Source organism: Arthrobacter sp. SLBN-100, from assembly GCF_006715305.1.
In the GTDB taxonomy this organism is placed as follows: domain Bacteria; phylum Actinomycetota; class Actinomycetes; order Actinomycetales; family Micrococcaceae; genus Arthrobacter.
This window is the reverse complement of the sequence record NZ_VFMY01000001.1, coordinates 1042190-1067592: the sequence shown is the minus strand read 5'-3', so window position 1 is coordinate 1067592 and position 25403 is coordinate 1042190. Positions and strand designations below refer to the sequence as shown.

25 protein-coding genes and 1 tRNA gene are annotated in these 25403 nt (G+C 65.5%); 19 read left to right on the top strand and 7 right to left on the bottom strand.

Annotated features, from left to right (window positions below; all coding sequences use genetic code 11):
* The first annotated feature begins 21 nt into the window (after window positions 1–21).
* The 9 genes from lepB (FBY31_RS04985) to FBY31_RS04945 all read left to right on the top strand — a co-directional run bounded on the left by lepB (FBY31_RS04985) (window position 22) and on the right by FBY31_RS04945 (window position 7924).
* Window positions 22–699 carry a signal peptidase I gene (lepB, locus tag FBY31_RS04985; protein ID WP_142037643.1) on the top strand — a complete coding sequence of 226 codons (678 nt, stop codon included), beginning with the start codon at window positions 22–24 and terminating at the stop codon, window positions 697–699.
* A complete protein-coding gene (lepB, locus tag FBY31_RS04980; protein WP_142037640.1) occupies window positions 700–1524 on the top strand; it encodes a signal peptidase I in 825 nt (274 codons plus the stop codon).
* A 2-nt stretch (window positions 1525–1526) separates the two neighbouring features.
* Window positions 1527–2387, top strand: a complete 861-nt coding sequence (locus FBY31_RS04975; RefSeq protein WP_142037637.1) for a ribonuclease HII — start codon at window positions 1527–1529, stop codon at window positions 2385–2387.
* 111 nt (window positions 2388–2498) lie between these two features.
* A complete protein-coding gene (locus tag FBY31_RS04970) occupies window positions 2499–2825 on the top strand; it encodes a DUF2469 domain-containing protein (protein WP_013601392.1) in 327 nt (108 codons plus the stop codon).
* A gap of 122 nt (window positions 2826–2947) precedes the next feature.
* Window positions 2948–3304 carry a YraN family protein gene (locus FBY31_RS04965; protein ID WP_142037635.1) on the top strand — a complete coding sequence of 119 codons (357 nt, stop codon included), beginning with the start codon at window positions 2948–2950 and terminating at the stop codon, window positions 3302–3304.
* Window positions 3305–4852 carry a YifB family Mg chelatase-like AAA ATPase gene (locus tag FBY31_RS04960; RefSeq protein ID WP_142037632.1) on the top strand — a complete coding sequence of 516 codons (1548 nt, stop codon included), beginning with the start codon at window positions 3305–3307 and terminating at the stop codon, window positions 4850–4852.
* A complete protein-coding gene (dprA, locus tag FBY31_RS04955) occupies window positions 4849–6045 on the top strand; it encodes a DNA-processing protein DprA (protein WP_142037629.1) in 1197 nt (398 codons plus the stop codon). The genes FBY31_RS04960 and dprA overlap by 4 nt, the downstream gene beginning before the upstream one ends.
* Window positions 6046–6237: 192 nt before the next feature.
* Window positions 6238–7164: a tyrosine recombinase XerC gene (locus tag FBY31_RS04950; RefSeq protein WP_142037627.1), complete on the top strand. Its 927-nt coding sequence runs from the start codon at window positions 6238–6240 to the stop codon at window positions 7162–7164.
* 256 nt (window positions 7165–7420) lie between these two features.
* Complete coding sequence (locus tag FBY31_RS04945) at window positions 7421–7924, top strand: DUF3145 domain-containing protein (protein ID WP_041652118.1); 504 nt, start codon at window positions 7421–7423, stop codon at window positions 7922–7924.
* A gap of 156 nt (window positions 7925–8080) precedes the next feature.
* On the opposite strand, the gene FBY31_RS04940 is transcribed toward FBY31_RS04945, so the two are convergent.
* From FBY31_RS04940 to aceE, 6 genes are all read right to left on the bottom strand, one after another.
* Window positions 8081–9316: a beta-ketoacyl-[acyl-carrier-protein] synthase family protein gene (locus tag FBY31_RS04940; RefSeq protein ID WP_142037624.1), complete on the bottom strand. Its 1236-nt coding sequence runs from the start codon at window positions 9314–9316 to the stop codon at window positions 8081–8083.
* Between the two features lie 173 nt (window positions 9317–9489).
* Window positions 9490–9735 (bottom strand): acyl carrier protein, encoded by a 246-nt coding sequence (locus tag FBY31_RS04935; RefSeq protein WP_056335424.1) that lies wholly within the window; start codon window positions 9733–9735, stop codon window positions 9490–9492.
* A gap of 82 nt (window positions 9736–9817) precedes the next feature.
* Window positions 9818–10879 (bottom strand): beta-ketoacyl-ACP synthase III, encoded by a 1062-nt coding sequence (locus tag FBY31_RS04930; protein ID WP_142037621.1) that lies wholly within the window; start codon window positions 10877–10879, stop codon window positions 9818–9820.
* A complete protein-coding gene (locus FBY31_RS04925) occupies window positions 10876–11805 on the bottom strand; it encodes an ACP S-malonyltransferase (protein ID WP_142037619.1) in 930 nt (309 codons plus the stop codon). Before FBY31_RS04925 ends, FBY31_RS04930 begins: the two co-directional genes overlap by 4 nt.
* Before the next feature lie 88 nt (window positions 11806–11893).
* Entirely contained in the window at window positions 11894–13138 is a 1245-nt protein-coding gene (locus tag FBY31_RS04920; RefSeq protein WP_142037617.1) for a PucR family transcriptional regulator, read from the bottom strand.
* A gap of 157 nt (window positions 13139–13295) precedes the next feature.
* Window positions 13296–16037 (bottom strand): pyruvate dehydrogenase (acetyl-transferring), homodimeric type, encoded by a 2742-nt coding sequence (gene aceE / locus FBY31_RS04915; RefSeq protein WP_142037615.1) that lies wholly within the window; start codon window positions 16035–16037, stop codon window positions 13296–13298.
* Between the two features lie 424 nt (window positions 16038–16461).
* Here aceE and FBY31_RS04910 point away from each other — a divergent pair, with 424 nt between their 5' ends.
* The 7 genes from FBY31_RS04910 (at window position 16462) to FBY31_RS04880 (ending at window position 21440) form a co-directional block, all read left to right on the top strand.
* On the top strand, window positions 16462–16881 hold the full coding sequence (locus tag FBY31_RS04910; RefSeq protein WP_142037613.1) for a DUF3052 domain-containing protein: 420 nt from the start codon (window positions 16462–16464) through the stop codon (window positions 16879–16881).
* Window positions 16878–17372: a peroxiredoxin gene (locus FBY31_RS04905; protein WP_142037610.1), complete on the top strand. Its 495-nt coding sequence runs from the start codon at window positions 16878–16880 to the stop codon at window positions 17370–17372. The genes FBY31_RS04910 and FBY31_RS04905 overlap by 4 nt, the downstream gene beginning before the upstream one ends.
* Window positions 17373–17378: 6 nt before the next feature.
* Window positions 17379–18299, top strand: coding sequence for an NAD-dependent protein deacetylase (locus FBY31_RS04900; RefSeq protein ID WP_142037607.1), 921 nt, complete (start codon window positions 17379–17381; stop codon window positions 18297–18299).
* Between the two features lie 108 nt (window positions 18300–18407).
* Window positions 18408–18483: transfer RNA gene (locus FBY31_RS04895), tRNA-Val, on the top strand.
* A 99-nt stretch (window positions 18484–18582) separates the two neighbouring features.
* Entirely contained in the window at window positions 18583–18873 is a 291-nt protein-coding gene (locus FBY31_RS04890; protein WP_200833311.1) for a hypothetical protein, read from the top strand.
* A gap of 270 nt (window positions 18874–19143) precedes the next feature.
* The gene (locus tag FBY31_RS04885; RefSeq protein WP_142037604.1) at window positions 19144–19941 is read left to right on the top strand and encodes an IclR family transcriptional regulator; all 798 of its coding nucleotides are present in this window, start codon (window positions 19144–19146) and stop codon (window positions 19939–19941) included.
* A 152-nt stretch (window positions 19942–20093) separates the two neighbouring features.
* Complete coding sequence (locus tag FBY31_RS04880) at window positions 20094–21440, top strand: MFS transporter (RefSeq protein ID WP_142037601.1); 1347 nt, start codon at window positions 20094–20096, stop codon at window positions 21438–21440.
* 76 nt (window positions 21441–21516) lie between these two features.
* On the opposite strand, the gene FBY31_RS04875 is transcribed toward FBY31_RS04880, so the two are convergent.
* Complete coding sequence (locus FBY31_RS04875; RefSeq protein ID WP_142037598.1) at window positions 21517–22581, bottom strand: D-2-hydroxyacid dehydrogenase; 1065 nt, start codon at window positions 22579–22581, stop codon at window positions 21517–21519.
* 63 nt (window positions 22582–22644) lie between these two features.
* Between FBY31_RS04875 and FBY31_RS04870 the strand changes: the two genes are divergently transcribed.
* From FBY31_RS04870 to FBY31_RS04860, 3 genes are read left to right on the top strand one after another with little or no spacing between them, the layout of a single operon-like run.
* The gene (locus tag FBY31_RS04870) at window positions 22645–23571 is read left to right on the top strand and encodes an NAD(P)-dependent oxidoreductase (RefSeq protein WP_142037595.1); all 927 of its coding nucleotides are present in this window, start codon (window positions 22645–22647) and stop codon (window positions 23569–23571) included.
* Complete coding sequence (locus FBY31_RS04865) at window positions 23568–24338, top strand: SDR family oxidoreductase (RefSeq protein ID WP_142037592.1); 771 nt, start codon at window positions 23568–23570, stop codon at window positions 24336–24338. The genes FBY31_RS04870 and FBY31_RS04865 overlap by 4 nt, the downstream gene beginning before the upstream one ends.
* Entirely contained in the window at window positions 24338–25393 is a 1056-nt protein-coding gene (locus tag FBY31_RS04860; RefSeq protein ID WP_200833310.1) for an L-idonate 5-dehydrogenase, read from the top strand. The genes FBY31_RS04865 and FBY31_RS04860 overlap by 1 nt, the downstream gene beginning before the upstream one ends.
* The last annotated feature ends 10 nt before the right edge of the window (window positions 25394–25403 follow it).

The window sequence follows — 25403 nt, the reverse complement described above, 5'->3', positions numbered from 1 at the left end:
CAGCGCCCAGGATACGGACTTATGGACCAGACAAAACGCCAGCCCCCCAAAACGGGCTGGCGTTTTGTGTTCCTTGCCTTTGTGCTGGCCCTTGCGATCAGCGGGCTGGTCCGCTCACTCTGGCTCGACGTCTACTACATTCCGTCCGAGTCCATGGAACCGCTCCTTGAGGGCGGGGACCGCATCCTCGTCTCGCGCACCGATTTCAAGGCCGGGCCTGTCCGGCGCGGGGATATCGTGGTTTTTGACGGCCGAGGCACTTTCGCACCGCTCAACAGCGGCAAGGGCGCGCTGGTGGATACGGCCGCGGGCATCACCCAATGGCTTGGCCTCACCGGCAGCGACACCACCTATGTAAAGCGCGTCATCGGCCTGCCGGGGGACACTGTTCTCTGCTGCGATGCCGGCGGGAAAATCACCGTCAACGGGCAACCGCTGGACGAGCCCTACGTCTTTCCCGGGGACCAACCCAGCACCCGGAAGTTCAGCGCAGAGGTGCCGGACGGGCGGTTGTGGCTGCTGGGCGACCACCGGTCCGTTTCTGCCGACTCCCGGAGCCTGCTTGGTGCTCCAGGTGGAGGCATGGTGCCGCTGGACAGGGTGATTGGCAGGCCGGTCCGGATCGTCTGGCCGCTTGATAGATTTGCTGAAGTACCCCGGCCGCCAGCGGCAGGGCCGAGAACAGAGAACGGACAGTAGATGCCCGAGAACTACCCGCGGACCCCCGAGCCGCGTCCGGACGGCGCTCCGGATTCCACGGCCAGTGCTGCCCGGGAAGCAGCTGCCGGTCCCGAAGCACCTTCTCCCGCCGGGGGCAGCCGGGCCGCAGCCAGGGCCGCCAATGAAAAAACCGGCGGCGGCCAGGTGCTCGCCTGGCTGAAGGAAATAGCCACCGTGGTGGTCATCGCCGTCGTGCTCTCCTTCCTGATCAAAACCTTTCTGTTCCGGGCCTTCTTCATCCCCTCCGAATCCATGGTCAACACCCTTGACGTCGACGACCGGATCTTCGTTAACCTCCTGGTGCCTGAACCTTTCTCACTGAGCCGCGGGGACGTTGTGGTTTTCCGCGACACCAAAGGCTGGCTGCCGGCCATGCCGGAAAAGACCGATGGACCGTTCACCTGGGTGCAGGACGGCCTCACTTTTGTTGGCCTCCTGCCGGACAACTCCGAGCAACACCTGGTCAAGCGGGTCATCGGGCTGCCGGGGGACCATGTGGTCTGCTGTGATGCCGGCGGTAAACTGACGGTTAACGGGACCGCCATCGACGAGAAGTACATCAATTCCGCCGAAGTCCCCCAGGTCCGCAATTTCGATGTCACTGTCCCCGAAGGCAAGGTGTGGGTGATGGGCGATAACCGGAACCACTCCGCCGACTCCCGCGCGCACATGGAAGCCGACGGCGGGTTCATCGACGTCGCAGACCTTGAAGGCAAGGCCGCTGTCATCGCCTGGCCGCTGAACCGGATCACAACCCTGGACAACTACCCGGACGTCTTCCGGAATGTGCCGGCGGCGCCCTGACCATGTCCCCGGTAGTTAAGGCCGGTCCCGTAAAGGGCGATCCCGTAAAGGCCGGTCCCGTAAAGGCCGGGGCGGCAACGGGGCGTGGCGGCTCCACCAAGGTGCCCCGTCCCGCCAAGGCTCCCACCCTGCGGCACGAACGGACGTTCAAGGAACGGGGGGTGCGCCTCGTCGCCGGCGTGGACGAAGTGGGCCGGGGCGCCCTTGCCGGGCCCGTCAGCGTCGGCATCGCCGTCGTGGACCTGGAGCGCCAGCGGCCGCTGGCCGGCGTTCGGGACAGCAAACTCCTCAGCCCGGCCGAACGGGAACGGCTTGACCCGCTGGTCCGGCGGTGGAGCGTGGCATCCGCGGTGGGGCACGCGTCGGCGCAGGAGATCGATTCCCATGGCATCATCGCTGCGCTGCGACTGGCCGGAACCCGTGCGTGGCAGGAAATTCTCGCGGCGGGCGTGACACCGGACATGGTGCTCCTGGACGGCAGCCATAACTGGCTGTCCCCCGCAGGGCAGGCGTCCCTCTTTGACGAGCCGGTGCTTGAGGCCGTTTGCGACGCCCCGGTGCACACCAAGATCAAGGCGGACATGCAGTGCCTGAGCGTGGCGGCGGCGAGCGTGATTGCAAAGGTGGAGCGGGACCGGATGATGCGGGAACTGCATGCCGAGTACCCGGACTTCGGCTGGGACATCAACAAGGGTTACGCCACCGTGCTGCACCGGAACGTTCTCCGGGTGGCAGGGCCAACCCCTTACCACCGGGTGAGCTGGCGACTGCTCGGCGGGGAGTTGCTGGACGGCGGGCAGGACAACGGCCTGGACGGGGACGTCGGGGACGACGGCGACGAGGCTGCTGCCACCGAAGACTGAGTCCGGGCACCCGCAAAGGGTTGTGGCATCGAAGAATCAGTCGGCGGCGAGGACTGCTTCCCGGGCACAGCACGGGCGCCAGCGGCGCCGTACATGGTGCAAGATGGAACCATGAGTGCTGAGGATCTTGAAAACTATGAAACCGACATGGAGCTGCAGCTCTATCGTGAGTACCGCGACGTCGTCGGACTGTTCAGCTACGTTGTCGAGACCGAGCGGCGCTTCTACCTGGCCAACCACGTGGACCTCCAGGCCCGCAGCGCCGACGGCGAAGTCTACTTCGACCTGACGCTCCAGGACGCCTGGGTGTGGGACGTTTACCGCTCGGCGCGGTTCGTCAAAAGTGTCCGGGTCCTCACGTTCAAGGACGTCAACGTGGAAGAGCTTCCGCGCAACGAGGAACTTGCGCTGCCCAAGGACGTGGACCTCGGCCAGTAGTCCCTGAGAGCCGCCGGCGACTTGTCCTGCACATTCGTCCGCCGGCGCTGACTTGTACACATACGGGATGAACTCCCTTACCTTCGCAACCGCGCCCGCGCAGGCTGGTTGCGGAGGTAAAAATGAAATCAAAAGACCTGTTGGGCCGCCGCGGTGAGGACCTTGCCGCCGGCTATCTCGAGTCCCTCGGCATGCTGGTGGTCGAGCGCAACTGGCGCTGCACCGAGGGTGAAATCGACATCGTGGCCCTGGATGGCGATGCCCTGGTCATTGCGGAAGTAAAAACCCGCCGGTCCCTCGATTACGGACATCCGTTTGAGGCGGTAGGCCCGGAGAAGCTCGCCCGCCTGCACCGACTCGGTTCCGCATGGTGCCGCGACCGGGAGCTGCGGATGCCCCTGCGGCGGGTGGATGTCATCGCCGTGGTGGACGACGGCGGCGGCGAACCTTTGGTGGAGCACCTCAAGGGGGTGGGGTGAATGGCCCTCGGCAGAACCTACTCCATCGCGCTGGTGGGGTTGAACGGCTACATCGTGGAGGTCGAGGCCGACATCGGCCAAACCCTGCCGGCTTTTATACTCCTAGGGCTGCCGGACGCCTCGTTGAATGAGGCCAAGGAGCGTATCCGCTCCGCAGCCAAGAATTCCGGGATACCGCTGAGCCGCCGGAAGATCACCGCCAACCTCATTCCGGCCTCGCTGCCTAAACGGGGCTCGGGTTTCGACCTGGCGGTCACCATGGCGGTGCTCCGGGCAGCAAATGACATCAAGCCAACCGGGAAAACAGTCTTCATCGCGGAGCTCGGGCTTGACGGCAGGCTGCGCCCGGTCCGCGGCATCCTGCCCGCTGTGATGGCGGCCGTTCAGGCAGGCTATCCGGACATCGTGGTGGCCCACGCCAATCTGGCCGAGGCTGCCCTGGTGCCCGGCGCCAAGGTCAGTGGATACCGCACCCTCGCCCGCCTGGCCCTCGATTTTGGTGCTGACCCGCAGGAGCTTGCCTTGGACTTTGACCCGGAGGATCCGGACCTTCCCGCCGATGAGCAGGAGGAAGACGGGACCTGCCCGGACATGGTTGATGTTTCCGGCCAGGGTGATGCACGGCGGGCCCTCGAAGTGGCAGCAGCCGGCGCGCACCATCTGCTTCTGATGGGTCCGCCCGGTGCAGGAAAGACCATGCTGGCCGAACGTCTTCCCGGGCTGTTACCGGACCTTGCCGACCACGAGGCCATGGAGGTTACAGCCATCCATTCGCTCTGCGGCCTGCCGTCCTCCTCAGCCCAGCAGCTGCTGCGCCGGCCGCCCTTTGAAAACCCGCACCACTCGGCCACCGCCGCCGCAATCATTGGCGGTGGCTCAGGCCTGCCCAGGCCGGGGGCTGCCTCCCGTGCCCACCGGGGCGTTCTATTCCTGGATGAGGCCCCCGAGTATGAGCGCCGCGTGCTGGACGCGCTGCGCCAGCCCCTGGAGAGCGGCGAGCTGGTGATTCACCGCTCCGCCGGAACTGCTGCCTATCCTGCCCGCTTCCAGCTGGTCCTTGCAGCCAACCCCTGCCCCTGCGGCAAGGCCTCCGGGAAGGGGCTGGACTGCACGTGTACCCCGATGATGCGGCGGCGGTACCTGGCCAGGATGTCCGGCCCGCTCCTGGACCGCGTGGATATCCAGCTCCAGGTTGACAGGGTCTCCTTGGCCGAGTTCGGGCAGGGAGGTGCCGAGGAGGACACTGCGTCCGTTGCCGCTCGGGTCCGCGACGCGCGCGGGCGGCAGCTTGAACGGCTGCAGCCCTTCGGACTGGAAACAAACTCGCAGGTGCCCGGCCGTCTACTGCGGGGAGAACTCCGGCTTCCGCCGGCATCTACCCGCATCCTCGACCATTCGCTCGAGCGCGGCGTCCTCACTGCCCGCGGCTACGACCGGGTTCTTCGTTTGGCCTGGACCATGGCGGACCTCGGGCACCGGGAGCGGCCGGACAGCAACGATATCGGACAGGCCCTGGGGCTGCGGCAGGCAGCGGCGGTGGCCGCATGAAGGGGACGGAAGTGGACACAGAAAGGCTGTCCCGCGCCGCGCTTGCGCGGCTCATGGAGCCCCAGGATGCTGCCGGCCTGGCACTGGTGCAAGTCTGCGGCGCAGTTGATGCCCTGCGGATTGCCACCGGCCAGGTTGCTGCCGGCGCCGAGCTGGAGCGCGAAATCACCTCGCTCCTGGCGGACAGCGGGTCCGCCAGCTGGTCCGGGATGACCGCATCCTTGAAACGCTGGCAGCCCCGAATTCCAGATTTGGCGCCGGAGCGGGACCTCGCCACCATGGCGCGCCTCGGCGGCAGGCTGATCATCCCGTCGGACGAATTGTGGCCCGTCCAGCTCGCCGACTTGGGGATCCAGGAACCCATCTGCCTGTGGTGGCGCGGACAGGAGCAGCCCCTTCCCGGGGCGGACAAGTGCATCGCGCTCGTCGGGTCGCGGGACAGCACCAGCTATGGTGCATCCGTAACAGGGGACATCGCCTATTCTTTGGCGCAACGCGGCCTGACAGTTGTATCGGGCGGCGCGTATGGCATCGATGCACACGCCCATCGCGCCGCGCTTGCCGGCGCCTCGGCAGCAGTGCCCACTATCGCCGTGATGGCCGGCGGTGTTGACCGCTTCTACCCGTCCGGGAACGAAGACCTGCTCCGTGCTGTGTGCAACCAGGGGGCCGTGATTGCGGAAGTTCCTCCGGGCTCGGCGCCTACCCGTTACCGTTTCCTGCAACGGAACAGACTCATCGCCGCCATGTCGGCGGTGACGGTCGTTGTGGAAGCGCGGTGGCGGTCAGGAGCATTGAACACCGCCCACCACGCCGAGTCGCTGGGCCGGGCAGTAGGTGCCGTCCCCGGTTCGGTCCACAGCGCGAATTCGGCCGGTTGCCACCGTCTGCTTCGGGACGGCGGGGCCGTTTGCGTGACCGATGCAGCCGAAGTTGCCGAGCTGGCAGGGCCAAGCGGGGCCGGTCTTCCCGAACCCCGCCAGACCGGAGCCGAAGTCCAGGACGGGCTCACGCTGGAAGACCTGATCCTCCTGGATGCGCTGCCACTGCGGACCACCACGTCGGTCGAGAAGCTGTGCTCCGTGGCGGGTCTCGGTCAAGAGTCAGTACGGGCAGGCCTTGGCCGGCTGGGGCTGCTCGGACTGGCGGTATCGGAGCGGGGCGGCTGGAAGCGAGGGAAGACATCGACCTGACCGGGGACGAACCGCGCTGCACCGGCAACCAACAAGCCGGACTGGCAACCAACAAGCCGGACTGGCAACCAACAAGCGGGCCGTCAACCGGCCAGCCGGACCGGCAACCGGACTGTCCAGCGGGTCAGGCAGGAGCGTTGAGAGACCGTGTCAGGAACCGGGGTCGGCGGCAGCACCTGAGACAGTAGGAGGGTGGAGAACCAGGAATTGCCCCCGGAGCTAAACCAGGCGCTGGGCGCCTTCGTGAAGTACCTGTCGGGGGAACGGGCCATGTCCCCGCATACCATGCGTGCCTACGAGGGCGACCTGCGCGGCCTGTTGTCCCATGCAGCCTTCGAGGGCGCAACCAGGCTGGCGGACCTGGAACTCGGTACCCTTCGGCGGTGGTTGGGGGTGCAGAGCCAGGCGGGTGTGGCGCGTGCCACGCTGGCCCGCCGGTCTGCCACTGCCCGTGCATTCACGGCGTGGGCACTGAGGGAAGAGCATATCCCAGCGGATCCTGCCCTGAGGCTCAAGGCACCGAAACGTGAGCAATCCCTGCCCGGCGTGCTGCAGTCCCAGCAGCTGACCCGGCTGCTGGCCAGGCTGGAGGAAGTTGCGGCGGAAGGTGAACCATTGCCCGTACGGGACAGGGCGATTGTCGAACTGCTCTATGCCACTGGCGTCCGCGTCGGGGAGCTCACGGGACTCGACATCGATGACCTGGACCCGGACCGGCGTACCCTGCGGGTCATCGGCAAAGGCAACAAGGAACGCACTGTCCCTTACGGCGTCCCCGCGGCGCTGGCACTGGACGACTGGCTCCGGCGGGGCAGGCCGAAGCTCGCCAGGGATAACAGCGGTCCTGCTCTCTTCCTGGGCGCCCGGGGAGGCCGGATGGACCAGCGGCGGGTCCGGGCGCTCGTTAATACTCTGTTGGCGGCCTTGGGTGACACTTCGGCCTCAGGTCCGCACGCCCTCCGGCACTCGGCAGCCACCCACTTGTTGGACGGCGGCGCTGATCTGCGGGCGGTGCAGGAGATCCTGGGGCACAGCAGCCTGGCCACCACCCAGATCTACACCCACGTCTCGGTGGACCGGCTGCGCAAGAGCTACCAGCAGGCACACCCCAGGGCCTGACCCCGGGCTGCGCGAATCAGCTGAGGGAATCGCACTGGCGTAATTACTCGGCGTACGGCACAATAAGAGTCACGTCCGGCAACTTTCAAGTCCCGCTTGAAGCTCCATCGCTTCCAGCAGACCAGCAAGTCCGGACATTGCTTAATCTGAACAACTGAATATCGAGGCAGGAAGCAGGCCCCGCAGTACAGGGCACGGCAGTTCCATCCAGGCAGAGGTCGTTGGGGAAGACGTACCTAGAGCTATGGAGGATGGAATGTCTGTTGCAATGACCCGCGGTGTGCTGTTTGTTCACTCAGCCCCTACTGCTTTGTGCCCGCATGTGGAGTGGGCCATCGGCTCCGTCGTTGACAAGCGGACGGATCTTGAGTGGACCCCTCAGCCTGCCGCGCCCGGAATGTTCCGGGCCGAGCTGTCCTGGACCGGTGCCCCCGGGACGGGATCAAAGCTTGCCTCGTCTCTGCGCGGCTGGGCCCACCTCCGCTACGAGGTCACCGAGGAGCCGAGCCAGGGTGTTGATGGCGGCCGCTGGTCGCACACACCCGAGTTGGGCATCTTCCACGCGGTTACCGACGTTCACGGCAACATCATGGTTTCCGAAGACAGGATCCGCTACGCCTACGAATCCGGCGCCGGTGATCCCGCAGCGGTCTACCACGAGCTTTCCCTGGCGCTCGGTGAGGCCTGGGATGAGGAACTCGAACCCTTCCGGCACGCTGCCGAGGGCGCGCCGGTCCGCTGGCTGCACCAGGTGGGCTAATTGCCAAAGGCAACTGTCGCCGTCGTCCGCGGCCACGCCCGGCGGACAGCGACGCAGCTCCGTACACAACGCAATCTCCATAGCAACAGCAAAGGCCCCGCCGGTTGGCGGGGCCTTTGGTGTTTGCAGCGGCGCGGACGAAAGTCCGGACGGTTGTTAGATGCTGCGGACCGCTACCACGGCGTTGTGTCCGCCGAAGCCGAAGGAGTTGCTCAGCGCCACGATGTTGCCGGCAGGCAGATCCCTGGCGGAGGTGACCACGTCGAGCGGGATCTCCGGGTCCTGGTTCTCAAGGTTGATCGTCACAGGCGCCTTGCGCTCGTAGACGGCCAGCACGGTGAGCACCGCCTCAACTGCACCGGACGCACCCAGCAGGTGGCCCATCTGTGACTTGGTGGCCGAAACTGCCACGTTGTCGATGTGCGATCCAAGAGCGGCGCGGAGGGCGGTGTACTCCGGCTTGTCACCCACGGGGGTGGAAGTGGCGTGGGCGTTGACGTGGACCACGTCTTCGGCCTGGATCCGGCCGTCAAACATGGCTGCCTTCAGCGCGCGGGTTGCACCAAGGCCTTGAGGGTCCGGTGCGGTGATGTGGTATGCGTCGGCCGTAACGGAGGTTCCGGCGAGTTCACCGTAGATCCGGGCTCCGCGGGCCAGGGCGTGTTCCTCGGCTTCGAGGACCAGGGCGCCTGCGCCTTCACCCATCACGAACCCGTCGCGGCCCATGTCGTACGGACGGGACGCGCCTTGCGGGTCGTCGTTGCGGCGGGACAGGGCCTGCATCGAAGCGAACGCTGCCAGGGGCATGGGGTGGATGGCTGCTTCAGCACCGCCGCACATCACCACGTCCGCCTTGCCCGAGCGGATCAGGTCCAGGCCCAGGTGCATGGCCTCGGTGCCGGAGGCGCAGGCGGAAACGGGGGTGTGGGCGCCGGCGCGTGCGCCGAGGTCCAGGCTGACGGCCGCCGCAACGCCGTTGGGCATCAGCATCGGTACGGTCATGGGGAGGACGCGGCGGGGGCCTTTTTCCTTCAGCGTGTCCCAGGCGTCCAGCAGGGTCCAGACCCCGCCGATGCCGGTAGCGAAGGCCACGGCGAGCCGGTCCTTGTCGAATTCTGTGATGCCGGAGTCGGCCCAGGCTTCACGGGCAGCAATAACGCCGAACTGGGTGGAGGGGTCCATCCGCTTTGCCTCAACGCGGCTCAGGACGTCCAGGGCGGGGGTGCTGCAGCGGGCCGCGAAGTGGACGGGAAGTTCGTACTTCGCTACCCAGTCGTCCTCGAGGGTGCGGGCACCGGAGACCCCCTTGAGCGCGTTGTTCCACATCGTGGGTACATCGCCGCCGATGGGCGTGGTGGCACCCAGACCGGTTATGACTACTTTGCGTGTCATGGGATCACTCTCTGTCGGTGGGGATTCCGCCTCCGGATCTGCCGGAGGTTCCCGCGTGTTGGTGGTCGGCACCGCTGGTACAGCGCAAGGTGCCGGAAAAATGCGGCGGGCTGCCGGTCCGGTCGTCCGGACCGGCAGCCCTGCCAAGCCGTAGGTACGGCGGGAGCCTGTGGCTAGGCCTGTGCTCCGGAGATGAAGCTGACGGCGTCGCCGACGGTCTTGAGGTTCTTGACCTCTTCGTCCGGAATGCGCACGCCGAACTTCTCTTCGGCGTTGACCACGATGGTCATCATGGAGATGGAGTCGATATCCAGGTCCTCGGTGAAGGACTTGTCCAGCTCCACGGCCTCGGGGGCCAGGCCGGTTTCTTCGTTGACGATTTCAGCCAGGCCGGCCAGGATCTCTTCGTTGCTAGCCATGTGATGGCTCCTTTTCTTGTTATTGCCGGCAGGGACTGCCGGAAATGGTTCAGGACGCGGTTGCGGCCTGTGGGGGGCGCTTCTAGGGAAGGACTACTACCTGGGCACCGAAGACCAGCCCGGCGCCGAAACCGATCTGCAGGGCCAGCCCGCCACTCAGTTCCGGCTTCTCCGCCAGGAGGCGGTGGGTAGCCAGCGGGATGGACGCCGCAGAGGTGTTCCCTGCATCGGCGATGTCCCGTGCCACTGTAACCGTCTCGGGCAGCTTCAGCTTCTTCACCATCTCATCGATGATGCGCATGTTGGCCTGGTGCGGGATAAACGCCACCAGGTCCTCAGCCTCTACACCGGCCGCCTCAAGGGCCTGCTGGGCCACCTTTGCCATCTCCCAGACAGCCCAACGGAATACCGTCTGGCCATCCTGGCGCAGCGTGGGGTAGAGCTCCTGGGCCTCTTCAAGCAAGGCAAGGTCGCCGGTGGAGTCGGACTGCCGGGCAGCCATGCCAAGGTCGCGGACGTCCAGCATGGACCGGGTCATGCCGATGGCGTCCCATTTGCTGCCGTCCGAGCCCCACACAGAAGGCGCGATGCCGGGAGTCTCGGAGGGGCCGATGACGACGGCGCCTGCACCGTCCCCGAGCAGGAAGGAGATGGTGCGTTCCCGGTTGTCAATGACGTCGGACAGCTTCTCGGCGCCGACCACCAGCACGTACTTCGCGGCTCCCGAACGGACCAGCGCGTCACCCTGGGCAATGCCGTAGCAGTAGCCGGCGCAGGCGGCCGAGATGTCAAAGGCGGGTGCAGGGGTGGCACCGAGGCGGTCCGCCAGGCTGGCGGCGGCCGACGGCGTCGCATACGGATGGGTGACCGTGGAGACAATGACGGCGCCCAGGTCCGAGCCTTGGATCCCGGCCTTTTCCATCGCTTCGCGGGCAGCGCCCTCGGCCATGTCGATGACGCTGACGTCAGCGGATGCGCGGTGCCGGGTCACGATTCCCGTGCGCTGGCGGATCCATTCGTCCGAGGAGTCAATCCACTGGCAAACGTCTTCGTTCGTGACGATCACGTCAGGACGGTAGGCGCCAAGCCCCAGGATCCGGGTGTGCTCCTGGATGGGAGCTTGCTTCAGCGTGGGAACGCTCATGCGTTGCCCTCCAGTTCTGCGAAAAGTGCCAGGGCGGCGGAAAGATCGTCGGGGGTCTTGACCGCAACTGTCTTGACGCCCGGCATGCCCCGCTTGGCCAGCCCGGCGAGGGTGCCGGCGGGAGCCAGTTCGATGACGCCGGTGACACCGCGCTGGACAAGAGCCTCCATGCAGAGGTCCCAGCGGACCGGGCGCGACACCTGGGCGATCAGGCTTTCGACGGCGGCACCGCCGTCGGTGACCTCTCCGCCGTCGTAATTCGACAGGAGGGGCACCTTCGGGGCCTGCGGCTTCAGCTGCGGCTCCAGCGCCTTGAGTGTGCTGACGGCCGGAGACATGTGGCTGGTGTGGAAGGCGCCGGCAACCTTCAGCGGAATGACGCGTGCCTTGGCTGGCGGGTTGTCCGCGAGGGCCTTGAGCTGTTCGAAGGTTCCGGCAGCAACCGTCTGGCCTGCGCCGTTGACGTTTGCGGGGGTGGCGCCTGCGGCTTCGATCGAGGCCAGGACCTCTGCCGGGTCCCCGCCCACCACGGCGCTCATGCCGGTGGGCGTCACGGACGCGGCGGCGGCCATGCTGTTGGCACGCTCGCGGACGAAGGTCATGGCTTCCTGCTCGGTGAGGACGCCGGCAAGGGCCGATGCCGTGATTTCACCCACGGAGTGTCCGGCCAGGATCACCGGCAGGGAGCTCAGCTCGACGTCAAAAAGGGACGTGGCGGCGACGAGGCCGGCCGCTACGATCAGGGGCTGCGCCACGGCAGTGTCCTTGATGGTTTCTTCGTCCGAGGTGGTCCCGTGCGCGATCAGGTCAATGCCTGCGATGTCGCTCAGGGCGGCCAGCTGGCCTGCCACCGGGGGCAGTTCCAGCCAGGGGGCCAGAAAACCCGGGGTTTGCGAGCCCTGTCCAGGGCAGACTATTGCAAGCACGTAACCAGCTTTCCAAATTACTGTGTGATCGAGCGGTGTTTGTCCGCACCAAGCTCATGGAGTCAGATTGTAGGAAGTCTACAACGACTCAGGGCTGGTTCCGCGACGGATGGCGCTCCGCGGCGGCTTTGGGCGGGGCCGAAAGACGGCCAACCACGAGAGCCGCCTGGAGGACAAACGCCTCCCGCGGCAGGAGCGGATCCCAGCCGGTGACGTCACAAACCCGCTTCAGGCGGTACCTGACCGTGTTGGCATGGACGAAGAGTTCCCGGGCCGTTGCCTCCAGTGAATGGCCCAGTTCCAGGTAGGTTCCGAGGGTTTCCACCAGTCCGTTGGACGCTGCCAGCAGCGGCCGGTAAATGTTTTTGACCAGGGAGCGGCGGGCAGCGTCGTCACCGGAGATCACCCGCTCGGGAAGGAGGTCATCGGCGGCCACCGGCCGAGGGGCGGAAGGCCAGGCGCGTGCAGCAGTCAGCCCGGCGAAAGCGGACTGGGCGGAGCCGCTCGCCTCCAGCAGGGAACCGGCTTCCGGACCGTAGACTACGGGTCCGGGGGCAAACATGTCGCTGAGCTTCACATAGGCGGTTTCCCGGTCATGCACGCCGCCCAGGATCAGGATCAACCGGTCGCCCTGGATCCCGACCAGCGCGTCCTCCGCGTAGCGGCCTGCCATCCGCCGGAGTTCGCTCACGTAGCTGGCGCTTGGCTCTGAGGGGGAATTACCCACCATCACGGTGAACCGTTCCTGGGCTTTCCAGCCCAACGCGGCGATCCTGGAGCGCAGGGCGTCAGTATTTTCACCGCGCAGGATCGCATCCACGATCAGGGCTTCCAGCCGCGTGTCCCATGAGCCCCTGGACTCGGCGGCCCGTGCGTAAACATCGGCGGCGGCGAAAGCCACCTCGCGGGAGTAGCGGAGCACCGCCTCGCGGAGCGATGGCTGGTCAGCTTCAGGCGCAATCACCGGAACCTGGTCTTCCACCACCTCCACCACGATCCGGATCAGCTGCAGGGCCTTCTGCAGGCTGATCGACCGGGTCAATTCCGTGGGGGCCGTGCCAAAGACGTCCGTGAGGATCCACGAGGGCGAACTCGGGCGCTCGTACCAGGTCACAAATGCCGCAATGCCGTTTTGGGCGACCATTCCCAAGGCGGAGCGCTCATCCGAGCTGAGCCGGCTGTACCAGGGCAGGGATTTTTCCAGCTCCCGCATAGTGGTGGTGGAAAGCTGGCCCACGTTGGCGCGCAGTTTCTTCAGCGTTTCGGACTTCTCCGGAGTGACGCCGGGCAGGGACTGTTTGCGGCTCGCGGACGGTGTGGCTGGTGCTGGCATTCTTTGAGCATACGGCCCCTGCCCTGCAAGCTCCATTTGTGCGAAGGCTACAATCCGGGTAGTTGTGCGTCACAGCCGGGCCACAGCAGAACGGACGACGGCGGCCCCCGCCTTTCGGTGGGAGCCGCCGTCGCGCTTACTGGCTTTCCGCCGGAGGCTAGGCCTCGCCGCCGGCGTTGCCGGTGGAACCGGCATTCACGTTGTGCAGCCTGTACTTGTCGATCGCCTTGGCCGGAGCCTGGGGATCAACCTCCCCACGGCGGGCCAGCATCTCCAGCGACCGCACCACAATGGAGTGGATATCGATCTTGAAGAAGCGGCGGGCTGCGGCGCGGGTGTCGGAGAAGCCGAAGCCATCGGCGCCGAGGGTGGCGAATTCGTTGGGGACGAACTGGCGGATCTGGTCAGGGACTGCCTTCATGTAGTCGGACACGGCGACGACGGGGCCGGTGGCGCCTTCGAGTTGTTGGGTGACGAACGGGACGCGGGCGGGCTGGCCGGGGTTGAGGAAGGCTTCCTCTTCGGCGGCGAGGCCGTCGCGGCGCAGTTCGTTCCAGGAGGTCACGGACCAGACGTCCGCGGAGACACCCCAGTCGTCGGCGAGGAGCTGCTGTGCTTCCAGGGCCCAGGGCACGGACACGCCCGAGGCGAGGATCTGGGTCCGGGGACCGTCGATCTTTGCCGGGTTGAGCAGGTAGATGCCCTTGATGACGCCTTCGACGTCCAGGTTCTCGGGTTCGGCGGGCTGGGTGATCGGCTCGTTGTACACGGTGAGGTAGTACATCAGGTTCCGGTCGGTGGACTCTGGCCCGTACATGCGTTCGAGGCCGTCGCGGATGATGTGGCCCATTTCGTAGCCGTAGGCGGGGTCGTAGGTGACCACGGCGGGGTTGGTGGAGGCCAGGAGCGGGGAGTGGCCGTCGGCGTGCTGGAGGCCTTCGCCGGTGAGGGTGGTCCGGCCTGCGGTGGCGCCGATGATGAAGCCGCGGGTCATTTGGTCTGCTGCTGCCCAGAAGGCGTCGCCGGTGCGCTGGAAGCCGAACATGGAGTAGAACACGTAGACCGGGACCAGGGGCACGCCGTGGGTGGCGTAGGCGGTGCCGGCGGCGGTGAAGGCTGCCACGGCGCCGGCTTCGTTGATGCCGGGGTGGATCAGCTGCCCGGCGGGGGATTCCTTGTAGGCCAGGACCAGGTCACGGTCCACCGAGAGGTAGTTCTGGCCCTTGGGGTTGTAGATCTTCGCGGTGGGGAAGAACGCGTCCATGCCGAAGGTGCGTGCCTCGTCCGGGATGATCGGGGCAATGTGCTTGCCGAACTCCTTGTCCCGCATCAGGTCCTTGAGCAACCTGACGAACGCCATGGTGGTGGCGGCCTGCTGCTTGCCCGAACCCCGCTTGGCCACCTCGTAGGACTTCGCATCCGGCAGGGTGATCTGGGCGTGCTTGCTGCGGCGCTCGGGTACCGACCCGCCCAGGGCTGCCCGGCGCTCCAGCATGTACTGGATCTCGGGTGCATCGTTGCCGGGGTGGTAGTACGGCGGCTGGTACGGGTCTTTTTCGAGCTGCTCATCCGTAACCGGAATCCGCAGGTGGTCGCGGAATTTCTTCAGGTCATCGAGGGTGAGTTTTTTCATCTGGTGGGTCGCGTTGCGGCCCTCGAAGTGGGGCCCGAGTCCGTAGCCCTTGACGGTTTTGGCGAGGATGACGGTGGGTTTGCCCTTGAATTCGGTGGCGGCCTTGTACGCGGCATAAACCTTGCGGTAGTCGTGGCCGCCGCGTTTGAGGTTCCAGATCTGGTCATCGGTGAGGTCCGCGACGAGGTCCTTGGTGGCCGGGTCCTTGCCGAAGAAGTGTTCGCGGACGAACCCGCCGGATTCGGCCTTGTAGGTCTGGTAGTCCCCGTCGGGGGTTTCGTTCATGATCTTCACCAGCGACCCGTCGGTGTCGCGGGTGAGCAGGTCATCCCATTCCCGGCCCCAGACGACCTTGATCACGTTCCAGCCCGCGCCGCGGAAGAACGCTTCGAGTTCCTGCATGATCTTGCCGTTGCCGCGCACCGGCCCGTCCAGGCGCTGGAGGTTGCAGTTGATCACGAAGTTCAGGTTGTCCAGGTTCTCGTTCGCGGCGAGCTGGAGCAGGCCGCGGGATTCGGGCTCGTCCATTTCCCCGTCACCCAGGAACGCCCAGACCTGCTGGTCGGAGGTGTCTTTCAGGCCCCGGTTGTGCAGGTACCGGTTGGACTGGGCCTGATAGATCGCGTTCATCGGCCCGATGCCCATGGACACGGTGGGGAATTCCCAGAACTGCGGCATCAGCCGCGGGTGCGGGTAGGAGGACAGGGCATGGCCCTCGCGGGACTTTTCCTGCCGGAACCCGTCCAGGTCCTCCTCGGAGAGCCGGCCTTCCATAAACGCCCGGGCGTACATGCCGGGGGAGGCGTGGCCCTGGAAGAACACCTGGTCCCCGCCGCCGGGGGCATCCTTGCCGCGGAAGAAGTGGTTGAACCCGACCTCGTACAGGGTCGCAGCACCGGCGTAGGTGGAAATGTGCCCGCCGACGCCGATGTTCGGCCGCTGGGACCGGTGGACCATCACCGCGGCGTTCCACCGCATGTACGCCCGGTACCGGCGCTCGTATTCCTCGTTGCCCGGGAACTCTGCTTCCTGGTCCACCGGGATCGTGTTCACATAATCGGTGGTGGTCACCATCGGCACGCCCACGCTCTGCGCACCCGCGCGCTGCAGCAGGCTCCGCATGATGTATTGGGCACGCTCGGTGCCCTGTTCCCTGATCAGCGAATCCAGGGACTCAACCCACTCGGCGGTCTCTTCCGGATCACGATCAGGCAGCTGGTTAGTCAACCCGCTGAGGATATGGGAGGTATCTTCTCCTGCAGCCACGTCCAACCTCTCTTTGCGCGCATTGAGGCGCACTCAGGCCGGACGGGGTGACCGTCCGGCGTATATACGCCGTGTGCGACGTATCGGTTACAACAGCCCGGTCATGTGTGCCGGGCAGGGTCCTAGCATTCCTACGTCTGCATTGGAGTTTCAGGGTTGTTGCCCCGCAGGCATAGTTGTCACCTGCCACTCTAACTCTCACCCCAGCACGATGCGTAGCCGGGGCTTGGGCGGCTCTGTTGTATTTCGCCGTCATACTGGTTGTGTGACAAAAAGCCGCTGCGCGGGGGCTTGACCGTCCGGGGTGTGACGCAGAATACGCCTATCCCGGGGGCGGCAGCTTGAAGCGCAGGCACAAAGGGTGTTGGCTGGGAGTAATGGAAATCACTATGCGCACTGCATGTATGAGGCATTGGAGGAACACGTGAGCGAGGCCGACGCCGCCACTTCGGTAAATGTGGCGGAAAAATTGGGTTTCAAGAACGGGGATCTGATTCAGGAGTTCGGTTACGACGACGACGTCGATTTCGACTTGCGTGACGATGTTGAAGATCTCACGGGTTCCGAGTTGCTGGACGAGGACGACCACGAAGTGGCGGATGCCGTCATCTTCTGGTGGCGCCACGGCGACGGGGACCTCGTGGACAGCCTGATGGATTCGCTGACCACCCTCAGCGAAAACGGCGTTGTCTGGGTCCTGACTCCGAAATCCGGCAGGGCCGGCTACGTTTCACCGGCTGACATCCAGGAGGCCGCCCCTACGGCGGGCCTGCACGTGACAACCTCGGCCGGCGTCTCCAAGGACTGGAGTGCAGCCCGCCTGGTGATGAGGAAAAACAAGTGACGGCAGCGCTTGACGCTGCTACTACAGCTGTACCCGCGGTCGGCTGGCCGGCGCCTGACTTTGAACTCGCCAACCAGTTCGGCGAACCGGTCCGGCTGTCTTCCTTTCGCGGCCAGAACGTAGTCCTGGTGTTCTACCCGTTCGCCTTCTCGGGCATCTGCACCGGGGAACTGTGCGAGATACGGGACAACCTGGCGATGTTCGGGGATGCAAATGCCGCGGTCCTGGCTGTGTCCGTGGACAGCAAGTTCAGCCTGCGCGCTTATGCCGCCCAGGAAGGGTACACCTTCGACCTGCTGGCAGATTTCTGGCCTCACGGTGGAGTGGCAAGCGCCTACGGCGTCTTTGACGCGGACAGCGGCATGGCCAAGCGCGGCACCTTCATCATTGATGCCGGCGGTCATGTCCGCTACTCAGTGGTGAACCCGCGTGGCCAGGCCCGTGACCTCCAGGAATACCGCAGTGCATTGGCCGGCCTGGGACAGGCCTGACAGGGCATGGAACAGCGGCGTGCGGGGGTAGGCCTGACGGGCTTCGCCAGCATGCCGCGGGTGGCTGCAGCGGCTCCTTCTGATGGGGAGCGTGGGATCCTGCTTCGGATCCGGGACGTCGTGGCTGGCAGGCGGTTTGCACTGCTCACCGGTGCCGGACTCAGCACGGACTCGGGAATCCCGGACTACCGCGGGCCGGGTTCGCCGCCGCGTTCGCCCATGACCTACCAGGAGTTCGTCAAGGACGCGGCCAACCGTCAACGCTATTGGGCCCGGAACCATATCGGCTGGTCCCATCTGCGGCACGCCGATCCGAACCAGGGCCACTATGCGGCAGCCGAGCTCGAGCGCCGGGGCCACCTTACCGGGTTGATCACCCAGAACGTTGATCGGCTCCACCAAGACGCAGGCAGTGTCAACGTGGTGGACCTGCATGGCAGGTATGACCAGGTAGTGTGCCTGGCGTGCCGCCGCATATATTCCAGGCGCCTCCTGGCGGGTCTGCTGGAGGAGCTGAACCCGGAGTTCCTGTCCCGGGCGCAGGAATCAGGCCTGGTGGAGATGGCGCCGGACGCGGATGCCACAGTTGAGGACCAGGCGCTGATCAGCAGTTTTGTTGTTGCCGTCTGCCCTGCCTGCGGCGGAACGCTCAAGCCCGACTTCGTGTACTTCGGTGAGAACGTGCCCAAGGACCGGGTTGAACGGTCGTACCGGATGGTTGACGAGGCGGATGCCCTGGTGGCCGCCGGATCGTCCCTGACGGTGATGAGCGGGCTGCGCTTCGTCCGGCATGCCGCCAAGGACGGAAAACCGGTCATCATCATCAACCGCGGTGCCACCCGCGGTGATGACAAGGCCAGCATCAAGCTGGAGGCCGGCGTCAGTGAATCCCTGGCTTGGCTTGCTGCCGAGCTTCCGCCCCTTTAGCAGCGGCCTGCGTCCACCCTTCTCGCACCGATTCGCGTTTCGAGGCCTGGGTCGGGTAGAGTCTATGTTCGTTGGTTGCGGCGCTGAAGCGCCGGATTCAGCATTCCTGGGTCTTTAGCTCAGCTGGTAGAGCGCCACGTTTACACCGTGGATGTCATCGGTTCGATCCCGGTAGGACCCACCAGGAAACCCTGTTGTTTTCGCCTCGCGGCGGAAACAGCAGGGTTTTTTTCGTTTCAATGGAACACCAGAAAATGTCGGTGCCCGGCCTTAGGTTTCAGGGATGGAACATGTGATGGTGCGGACGGGAATCAATGGAATGCCGACGGCGGTCATCAGCAACGGCAGGGAATGGGCCGTGGGTGCCGAACCGGTGCGCTGGTTTGAGCGGGTCAACTGGTGGGACATTAATCGGAGGATGCCCAAAGGCCTTAGCCGCGTGGACGTGGAGGTCCTGCAAGTCCAGGTGAGGCTGGGTGGCAACAGTGCCTCGGCCCTGACCACCCTGCTGCTGGAACGGGATGGACTCGGCGGTGGATGGCGGCTGCGGGAAGCGGTGGCGGACGCCGCGTGAGGGCCGTCCACGCCGGTTGGCGGGCCTGCCGGGGAAAGTCCGGGCATTGGAAAACCCTCCACCGCGACTATTGGGGGATGCCGCGGTGGAGGGCCTGAGATGAATATACCGTGAACTGCCGGAAACATGAAGCTCTCCGGAAAGCGTGTCGGAGACGTGCCGGGAAGCTCGCGGAAGTCCGCCGATACCAGCCGTAGCTGAGCCATATGATGGTTGGTGTTCAGCTGAATGAACAGCATGACTGGCGCAGGCACCTATCTAAGGAGAATCATGGCCGATTCCCGCACCCCCCGATCCTCTGACGGTCTCGGGAGCGCCTCGCCCGCGCCAGCCGTCACCCGTGCCGCCGCAGTGCTGGACGCCCTCGCTGCCTCGGCAACCGGAAGGCTGACGCTCAGTGACCTCGCCCGCGAGCTGGGCATTCCCAAGTCCTCCACCTCCAATCTGCTCCTCGCGCTGGAAGAAGCCCGCCTTATCAGCAGGCAGGGGGCGGAGTTCACCCTGGGCCGCAAGCTCGTGGAACTCGGTGCGGCATACCTGAGCCGGCTGGACGAGGTGCAGGAGTTCTACCGGTACTGCGAGCAGGCCCCCACCCTTTCGCATGAAACAGTGCGGATCGCAATGCTCGACGGAACCAACGTCATCTATCTGGCCCGTTACGAAGGGCATCCTGCAGTCCGGCTGACCTCCAATATTGGAGACAAGATGCCCGTTTCCCTCTGTGCGGTGGGGAAAGCCCTCATTGCCCGGCTGCATGACCACGACGTCGAAGACATGTTCCCCGACGATGCCGAACTGCCTGTTATGACGCCCAAGTCACTCCGGACCGGGGCTGAGCTCAAGGCCCAACTGCGCACCATCCGCGACCAGGGCTACGCCTTCGAGGACGAAGAGTCCACCACGGGCGTAGTGTGCCTCGCGGTCTCAGTTCCCACCCGGGGTGCGCACGGTCCAAGCCTGGGACTTTCAGTAACGGCTTTGAAAGCCACCTATACGGAGGAGCAGGGTTCCCGGATGGTCAAGGAACTCCATGAGCTGGCACGTTCGCTGGGCAGCCCCATGGGCTGAGAGCCGGCCGCTGACCAAATAGAAAATAAGAGCTTTTGCGGCTTGTCGACCGTTCACCTTGCTGTACTCTGTTCAATATAGTGACCGCACAGCACGTGCCGTTGCTGACCCACCAGGCCAACGGGGGCCTGGAGAGCGATGAGGGAGTTCTTGTGACAACTCGTACTAAGGCACCGCAGGCCGAGGACGGCGCCATCGTCGACTCGGACCAACTGCGAAGGGCAACTCTTGCCAGCTCCGTAGGCTCCGCGTTGGAGTATTACGACTTCTACATTTACGGCCTCGCCTCGGCGCTGATCTTCGGGCCGCTGTTCTTTGCTCCGCTGGGTGAAAGCGGCGCTGTCATCGCCTCCTTTGCAACCTACGGCGTCGGCTTTGCCGCCCGGCCCTTTGGTGGCATCGTCTTCGGCTACATCGGGGACCGGTTCGGCCGCAAGATGGTCCTGATCCTCACCATCGGCCTGATGGGCATGGCCAGCTTCGCCATCGGCCTGCTGCCCACGTTCGAACAGGCGGGAATGCTGGGTGCGGTCCTCCTGGTGGCTCTGCGCATCATCCAGGGCCTTGGGGCCGGGGCTGAGCAGGCCGGCGCCACCACCTTGATTTCGGAAGTTGCGCCGCGCCGCCGTCGTGGTTTCTTCGCCTCCCTGCCGTTCGTCGGCATCCAGTTGGGTACCCTCCTGGGGGCGGGTACCTTTGCGCTGATGGCGCTGGCGGACAAGACCGTCCTGCAGGGCTGGCTCTGGCGGGTACCGTTCCTGGCGAGCTTCATCCTGATCGTGATCGCCGTCTTCATCCGCCTCCGGCTGAAGGAGACCCCGGTCTTCCAAGAACTCGAGAAGCACAAGGCCGTGGTGAAGAACCCGGTGGGCCAGATCTGGAAGCACTCCAAGAAGAATGTCCTGGTGGGCATAGGGCTGCGCATGGGCGAAAACGGCAACTCCTCCATCTACTCAGCGCTTCTGGTTTCCTTCATCAGCATGCCCGCAGGCGTCTTCGCCGGCGACAAGTTCATCGGCCCCACCGGCCTGCTGATCGCTGCCGCCTTCGCAGCAGTCATGGTTGTCACCTTCGGCGCCCTGTCTGACCGTTTCGGCCGCGTCCCGGTATACAGGTATGGCGCACTGTTCCAAGCGGCCATTGCCCTTCCCGCCTTCTACCTGGTGACCCTTGGCAACGTCACGCTGGTGTGGGTGGTCATGGTGGTCGGCATCGCCCTGGGAGTGCAGTCCATGCTGGGGCCGCAGTGCGCACTGCTGCCGGAACTGTTCGGATCCCAGCACCGGTTCACCGGCGTGGCTCTGAGCCGCGAACTCTCAGCGGTCCTGGCCGGAGGTTTCGCCCCGATGATCGGCGTCGCGCTCCTGGCTGCCACCAACCACTCCTGGCTGGTCCCCGCCATCTACTCACTGGTTCTGGCGTCGATCTCCTTCGTCACCACCTTCTTCACTCCTGAAACCAGGGGGAGGGACCTGGTGCTGGTAGAAGACGCCAGCTAGGACCGGCTGCCGCGCGAAAGGGCGGCTTCCCCTGACCGGGAAGCCGCCCTTTCATGTGTCCGATCAGGCTGCAGTTTTAGTAAAAGTGCACAGTATCCACGAGGTGGGGCAACTCCCCGCCGCCCAGGAAAAGGCGGAGGTTGCTGCAGAACCGTTCGGTGATCAGCCGGTTCTCGGCAGCGCTGAGGGCGGACGTATGCGGTGACACCAGGACCTTGGGGTGATGCCACAGCGGGCTGTTCCGGGGGAGCGGTTCCACTGCGAAGACGTCAAGGCAGGCGTAGGAAACCTGCCCGTTGTCCAGGGCCTCAAGCAGCGCTTCCTCATCCACCACGGTTCCCCTGCCGACGTTAACGAAGACCGTGCCGGGCTTCATGGCCGCGAAGACCTCCCGATTGAAGAGCTTTTCCGTGTACGGCGTGCCGGGCAGTGTGTTCACCACAGCGTCAGCGCCGGCAAGGAGGGCCGGGAGGCCGTGGTTATCCGATACCTCCTCGATCCCATCCAGCGGTTCCACGCTCCGCTTGGTGCCGCTGACCTTCATGCCCAGCGCCCGAGCCAGGCGTGCAGTCTCAAGGCCGATTTCGCCAAGGCCTGCTACAACCAGCCTGGACCCGCTCACCAGGCGGGTAGGGGTCCGAAGCTCAGGCCAGACCTTGGCTTCCTGGTCCTGCACCAGCTCGGCCGTGCGCTTGAAGCCGTTCAGGATTCCCATGGTGGCGAACTCAGCCAGCGGCAGGGCGTGGACCCCCGCGGAGGTTGTCACCTTGAACTTCTGCAGCGTCTCCTGGTCCAGCCCGGAGGCTTTTACTGCGCCGCCGGCTCCCGCGGCCATCGCATGAACCCATTGGAGATGCGCATTTCCGGCTGCAACCCGGGCAAGCCCCGCCGGGCTCTCGTTGGGCAAACCGTACAGGATCTGGGCCCTGTTGAGCATTGCCCAATAGCGTTCCTCCTGGTCAGGGGAGCGCTGGAAACCGGGATCCCCGGCGTGGTCTGCCGGGAACCGCTCCGGGGGCAGAAGCTCCGGCTCATAAAGAACGGTGATGGATGGGTCAACGGCGCGGATGCGTTCCACGAGCTCAGCTTCGAGCGGGACGGCAATGGCCACAATGGTCTGGGACGTCATGGTGTTCATCATACTGAATAGGGGCTAGGATATTGAACGCTTCTCTTGATGAACACGACGATGTAAGGCTGGCAAATGCAGGATAGAAGGGCGGGCTTCGTGGGCCTGGGGCTGATGGGCCTGCCCATGGCGGCCAACGCCGTCAACAAGGGATGGCAGGTCACAGGCTGGAACAGGTCGCCGGGCCCGGTCCTTGAGCTGCAAAAGCTCGGCGGCGCGCGGGCGGAGCAGATTGCAGATATGCGCGACCTCCCGGCCATCATCTTCATGCTGCCGGACCTGGCCCATATCGAGGAGGCGGCCGCCGGGTTGCTTTCCAGCTGGGAAGCCAAGCCGCCGGCACCCGGCACCATCGTCCTGGTGATGAGCAGCGTCTCGCCCACAGGAGTGAAGGAATTCGGCCGGCGCATCGCGGCGCTGAGTCTTGGCAATGCGCAGGTAGTAGACGCTCCGGTCAGCGGAGGAACCCAGGGCGCTATGGACGGGACCCTCGCCATCATGGCCGGCGGGGACGGAGACGCCTTCCTGCGTGCCGGGCCACTGCTGCGCTCCATGGGCACCACCGTGCGGCATTTGGGCCCACTGGGGGCAGGGTCCCTTGCCAAGGCCTGCAACCAGCTTGTGGTAGGAACCACGACGGCGGCGCTCGCCGAAGCCGCCGAGCTCGCCGAGCGCTCCGGGCTGGACCCGGCTGAGCTCTTCAAAGTGCTGCGGGGAGGCCTTGCCGGCAGCCGGGTGCTCGACATCGTGGGCCCCCGGCTGGCCAGCAAGGATTACACTGCCACCGGGCCCGCAAAATTCATGCACAAGGACCTCTCCTTTGTCCTGGAAGCAGCCCGCGTTTCCGGAACGGCAGTTCCCATGGCGGAAGCCGGCGTCGAACTTTATGCAGAACTGAAGCGCCAGGGCCTCGGCGACCAGGACCTCGCCGTGGTGCGCCAGGCGATCTTCCAACTCAGCCATACAGCCGCGCAAGCGGCGGAAGGAACAGTACATCCATGAGTTCTCTTTTTGACCTGACCGGCCGGGTTGCGTTGGTGACGGGTTCGAGCCGGGGTATCGGCAACGCGCTGGCCCGGGCGTTGGCCGACGCGGGGGCAACAGTGGTGTTGAACGGTATCAATGGCGGGCGGCTGAAGGAGGCCGCGGCCGCGATGGCCGCGGACTTCGCGCCCGGCCGGGTGCACAGTGTCGCGTTTGACGTGACGAGCGACGCCGAGGCGGCGCGCGGGGTCGCCTGGGTGGAAGAGAACGTGGGCCCGCTGGAGATCCTGGTGAACAATGCGGGTATCCAGCACCGGGTGCCGATGCTGGACCTGGACGTGAAGGACTGGGAGCGGGTGATCTCCACGGACCTGACCAGCGCGTTCCTGGTGGGCCGGGAGGCGGCCCGGTTCATGATTCCGCGCGGGCACGGGAAGATCATCAACATCTGCTCGGTGCAGACGGACCTCGCCCGGCCCACGATCGCGCCCTACGTTGCGGCGAAGGGCGGGCTGCGGAACCTGACGCGCGCCATGACGGCGGAGTGGGCGGCGTCCGGGCTGCAAATCAACGGGATCGCGCCGGGGTATATCCATACCGAGATGACGCAGAACCTGGTGGACGATGAGCAGTTCAATTCCTGGATCCTGGGGCGGACGCCGGCGAACCGGTGGGGGACGGTGCAGGACCTGGCCGGGCCTGCGGTGTGGCTGGCCTCCAGCGGGTCTGACTTCGTGAACGGGCAGACGATTTTTATTGATGGCGGAATGACGGTGGTGGTCTGATGACACTGGATACGGCACTCCCCATTTCCGGCCCGGCGGTGGTGGCCCATGCGGCCGGGGACCTGCGGATCGACGAACTGCCCCTTGCCGCACCGGCTTCGGATGAGGCTGTGATCGAGGTGCGCTATGGCGGGATCTGCGGTTCGGACCTGCATTACTGGCTCCACGGTGCCGCCGGCGAATCCATCCTGAAGGCGCCGCTGGTCCTGGGGCATGAGATTTCCGGGACCGTGGTCCGTGCGGCCGCTGATGGAACCGGCCCTGCAGCCGGCACCCCGGTGGCGGTCCACCCGGCCACACCAGGTCCTGGCGCTGCCCGGTACCCTGCGGACCGGCCCAACCTGTCCCCGGGCTGCACCTACCTGGGCAGCGCGGCCCGGTTCCCGCACAAGGACGGTGCGTTCAGCCGGTACGTCAACCTGCCCACCCGGATGCTCCGGACACTGCCGGACACCATTGACCTTCGCACCGCCGCCCTGATCGAGCCCGCTTCCGTGGCGTGGCACGCGGTGGCGAGGGCCGGGGACGTGGCCGGCAAGTCCGCGCTGGTGATCGGCAGCGGCCCCATCGGTGCCCTTGCCGTCGCCGTGCTGAAGCGGGCCGGCGCACGCCGGATCACCGCCGTCGACATGCATGCCAAGCCGCTGGAAATCGCCCAGGCCGTGGGAGCGGACCAGGTGATCACCGCCGGCGATGCTGCGGCGATCGCCGCGGTGGAGGCCGACGTCGTGATTGAATCCTCCGGCAACCACCACGGATTGGCCTCTGCCATCCAGGGCGCGACCCGCGGCGGCACTGTGGTGATGGTGGGGCTGCTGCCCACCGGACCGCAGCCGGTGCTGATCTCCCTTGCCATCACCCGGGAACTCGAGCTCAAGGGTTCGTTCCGGTTCAACGACGAGATCGACGCCGTCATCGCCGCCCTCGCCGACAGCTCACTCCACATCGAGCCCGTCATCACGCACGAATACCCTGTTGGGGAGGCACTCCAGGCGTTCGCCGTGGCCCGGAACTCCGCAGAATCCGGAAAAGTACTCCTGAGCTTCACGTCCTGACTGGCATTGG